The sequence below is a fragment of the Pediococcus parvulus genome (genome assembly GCF_007990205.1).
In the GTDB taxonomy this organism is placed as follows: domain Bacteria; phylum Bacillota; class Bacilli; order Lactobacillales; family Lactobacillaceae; genus Pediococcus; species Pediococcus parvulus.
This window is the reverse complement of record NZ_BJWE01000073.1, coordinates 1-3,712: the sequence shown is the minus strand read 5'-3', so window position 1 is coordinate 3,712 and position 3,712 is coordinate 1. Positions and strand designations below refer to the sequence as shown.

Genomic DNA, 3,712 nt, shown 5'->3' with positions numbered 1-3,712 from the left:
ATTGCGATCCCGCATACATCATGCTTATAATCTGCCTTTTACCGACTTGTCTCGCGCACTTTACTCTTCACTGCCCAAATAATTACCCACACCAGCAGCCAACACCGCTCCTACCAATGGTGCCACCAAATACAACCAGTAATGAGTCATCGCTGAACCACCCGCAAACAACGCCGGACCAAAACTTCGTGCCGGGTTCAATGATCCTCCCGTCAAATTCAACGCCACTATAATCATCAACGCCAATGTAATTCCAATAATCAATCCCGCAAAGTTTGCATTGCCCCACTTTTTACTTGTGACCAACACAATAACCAACACAAACAGGAATGTTACCAACGTTTCCGTAATAAACGCACCACCCACCGAAATATTCGGAAAGTCCGTTTGTCCCAAATTCTTTGTCGACAATCCTAATTCATGAACTAAATCAAACACAATTGCAGATGCCAAAATTGCGCCAACAAACTGTGAAATCACATAGCCCACAAAATCCTTGATTCCTAATCGATGATTTAACAACATTGCCAATGATACCGCTGGGTTAAAATGACCTCCTGAAATTGAGCCAACCGAATAAGCCATCACAGTAACTGCCAATCCAAACGCCAATCCAATTGTCAAAGTACTTCCTTTAGCAATCGTAACCGTTGCCGTTCCGACAAAAACTAATACAAAAGTGCCAATGAGCTCAGCTAAATATTTTCTCATATTTCCATCTCCCGTTACATTACGAATAATGAATACTTTCTATCTAACAAAAATTATAGACTAATTTTTCAAAATAAACAATCTTGAACTATTAAAAACCGGTAATAAAATTTAACTATCCTTTAAAATCGGACAAAACGCTCGTTTACATAGCGTATCTTTCTTGTTGTTATGGTAAAATATAACTAATATATTTTTAGGGGGAATGACCATGAGCCAAGTCGATGTCAAGTTAATCACAGAACCAACCGCAAAAGAATTTTTAACCGATTATAAAGAACAAAAGCGAAATAATAATGTTCCCGAGCTCAAAAGCCAAGGCCATTTTATTCTACCCGACTACAAACTGACCAGACAACGCAAAGCTTTTAAGATCATGAAACACACCTATCTGACAAAGCACTACAAATCATATGTTGCTTTCGATTCCGACAATGGCCACACCCTGTGGATGAAAAACTTTGCCAGTTTAACTGAAGCTGTTTTTTGGCTTGAAACTGGACTGGATATTGGTGATACAGACACTCGTTCAACCTACAAAGAGTGGAAGGTAAAGCATGAAGACGCCATTGAAGATTTAAAAAACCAATTGCGTGAGCTGAAGAAGAAACGTACGCAACAAATTCCTTTAGACAGTGCTAATTAAGCATAAAATTGCAATTATTAAGAATTCACCTATTTTTTGAGGGTGAATTTTTTTTGCAACATAATTTAAAATTTTATCAAATATTACAAAAGTCTTTGACTTATTGAGGTCACTTTAATTGCATTGACACTATTAAGTTACTTCCCTGTAATATAAATTAAGTATCATGAACGTTATACAATTCGCACGGGGGTAATATCTAATATGAAGTACATACTGAGAATATTCGCAATTCTAAGCATTTTTATCGGAATCACTGCCGTTCATGCAACTCAAGCAAACGCGGCTACAACATTTCGTGTAGTTTCTACTAAAAACGTCACGGTCAAATCTTATGTTCGTACCAGCGCTAAGGGTTCTCTTTACAATTTGAATGGTAAACTACCTTATGTTAGTTTTAAAACCGCTCATCAATTAAAAAACTATCCAAGAACTACTTTCCGAGTTACGAAGTCGCGTATTATTCTTAGAAACGGCGTAAAAACACAATACTATTACGCCATCAGTACTAATGGCAAGGCAGCTGGCTGGGTATGGCATGGTTATTTGAAGCTCAAACCTGGTACCGCAACTTATGCCAAGATTTATAGCCAAGCTCGTAAACAATTAGGAAAACGTTACGTTTACGGAGCAGTTGGTCCTAAATATTTTGACTGTTCCGGCTTATCAAAGTACGTTTACAAGAAAGCCATCAATAAGACCCTTCCAAGAACAGCTCAGTCACAATACAATAAATACAAAAAGGCTTCAACGAGCACTCGTAAGAAAGGCGATCTCGTCTTCTTTGGAGGAAGTAAGAGAAGCATCTCTCATGTAGGTATCTATGTTGGTAACGGTAAAATGATTGATGCTCAAAATCGCGGTGTCATCACTGAAAAAGTTGCTTCACCATGGTGGCATTGTGTTGGATATTGTCGACCTGCAACATTAAGCTAAACTTTAATAATGGATATAGTAGTGCTTAGGTGCTACTATTTTTTTGTGAATTTATTCTAGTATTCATATTTGTATACCTCACATGAAAAGTCCTGTACAATGTAATTATCATAAATGACTAGGAGGTTATTTCTAATGACAACTGAAAACAAAGTACTAAGTTCCCTTTCCTATTTGAGCATTTTATTTTTGCCAGTTTTGTTTCCATTAATTGTTTGGATCCTCACTAGTGATCGCCCACAAACTCGCCATTATGCAGCCCATGCGCTACTCGTTCATCTATTCCCTGCTATTTTTCTATTTGCAATTTTAATCATTGCAGGCATTCAGGGAGCAATTTCAAATGACCCCACTTCGGTTGGCTGGCTTCTCATGATTTTATTGGGCATATTTGCCATTGTATCAATTGGATTTTTCATTTACAGCATCTATAAAGGAATTAAAATTCTTGTAAATTAACTGAATAAACTGTCACTAAAGCCGGTGTGTTAATCTTTAACTCCCCTGGCTTTTTAATTTTCAAAAAAAGTTGTTTTAAATGTTGCAAGCGGTTACATGATGTGCTAATATAATAAGTGAGGAAAGGGAATGAAAGATTTCCGATTAACTCAAACTTCTCAAAGCGCTTTAGGTCAGTCGATAGTTGCCGATGGTGATCTAACGTAGAAGCGCAACTTGGAACTATGTGGTGAAGGCTTATCAATCATGGGCATCGTGTAAAGGTTTTGCTTGTTGAAAAACATGTGAGCAGTTTACAGTCAGATTGATTATGTACGTTAGCTCAAAAGTTTTGATGTGCAACTCAGGAGAGTATGATAATGATACCTTGAGTTATGAGCATCGGTTTCCAAGGTTTTGATGTTGAAGAACATTGTGAGCGGATAAAGTAGTTAGTACTTGGCTCAAAAGCCTAGATGTGCGATTGATAGGTGCGTAGTTTTCTGGTAACGAAGCAACTAAATATGATAAAGATTTTGGTTAATATGTAATTAGGCTTCGGTTTAAGCAGGTGTTGCCAATGACAAGAGTAAACGTAAGTTAGAGATAACTTACAGGTTCCGATTATTCAAAGAATTACAGTAGTTAGTAAGTAACAAGTATCTAGTACGTTTGCGGAGGTATTTAGGATAGTAAAACTAATTTCTTCCAAAACCGTCTTTAATCACCGTTAGCCTGTATTTTGTGTATGTATCACGTGGGATTCAAACTTACGCTGATCACAATTAGCAGATTTTGATAACAACGATCACAGGTAGGTCAGGTTCACGACGGTAGAACAATTGAACAATGAAGGTGTAAAGTTATTAACAAATTTGATATTGAAGATGTTAATCGCGAAACCCTTTCCTCGTAGGTAGACTTTAAGCTTTGAGAAGAACTTAAAGTCTACTTTTTTTGTGTAGTGAGTGAAGAAAAAGT

At 37.1% G+C, this 3,712-nt stretch carries 4 protein-coding genes; 3 read left to right on the top strand and 1 reads right to left on the bottom strand.

Going from position 1 to position 3,712, the window contains the following annotated elements:
* Positions 1-60 precede the first annotated feature (60 nt).
* A complete protein-coding gene (locus tag PPA04_RS09220) occupies positions 61-711 on the bottom strand; it encodes an MIP/aquaporin family protein (RefSeq protein WP_057785051.1) in 651 nt (216 codons plus the stop codon).
* Positions 712-922: 211 nt separating this feature from the next.
* Here PPA04_RS09220 and PPA04_RS09215 point away from each other — a divergent pair, with 211 nt between their 5' ends.
* The 3 genes from PPA04_RS09215 to PPA04_RS09205 all read left to right on the top strand — a co-directional run bounded on the left by PPA04_RS09215 (position 923) and on the right by PPA04_RS09205 (position 2,752).
* Positions 923-1,357, top strand: coding sequence for a hypothetical protein (locus tag PPA04_RS09215; RefSeq protein ID WP_057785050.1), 435 nt, complete (start codon positions 923-925; stop codon positions 1,355-1,357).
* A gap of 204 nt (positions 1,358-1,561) precedes the next feature.
* Positions 1,562-2,293: a C40 family peptidase gene (locus PPA04_RS09210; RefSeq protein WP_057785049.1), complete on the top strand. Its 732-nt coding sequence runs from the start codon at positions 1,562-1,564 to the stop codon at positions 2,291-2,293.
* Positions 2,294-2,428: 135 nt separating this feature from the next.
* Positions 2,429-2,752, top strand: coding sequence for a magnetosome magnetite crystal formation protein family (locus tag PPA04_RS09205; protein ID WP_057785048.1), 324 nt, complete (start codon positions 2,429-2,431; stop codon positions 2,750-2,752).
* The last annotated feature ends 960 nt before the right edge of the window (positions 2,753-3,712 follow it).

Excerpts from the sequence above, each read along its gene's own strand:
- PPA04_RS09220 (WP_057785051.1), bottom strand. The coding sequence starts at position 711 with ATGAGAAAATATTTAGCTGAGCTCATTGGCACTTTTGTATTAGTTTTT.
- PPA04_RS09215 (WP_057785050.1), top strand. The coding sequence starts at position 923 with ATGAGCCAAGTCGATGTCAAGTTAATCACAGAACCAACCGCAAAAGAA.
- PPA04_RS09210 (WP_057785049.1), top strand. The coding sequence starts at position 1,562 with ATGAAGTACATACTGAGAATATTCGCAATTCTAAGCATTTTTATCGGA.
- PPA04_RS09205 (WP_057785048.1), top strand. The coding sequence starts at position 2,429 with ATGACAACTGAAAACAAAGTACTAAGTTCCCTTTCCTATTTGAGCATT.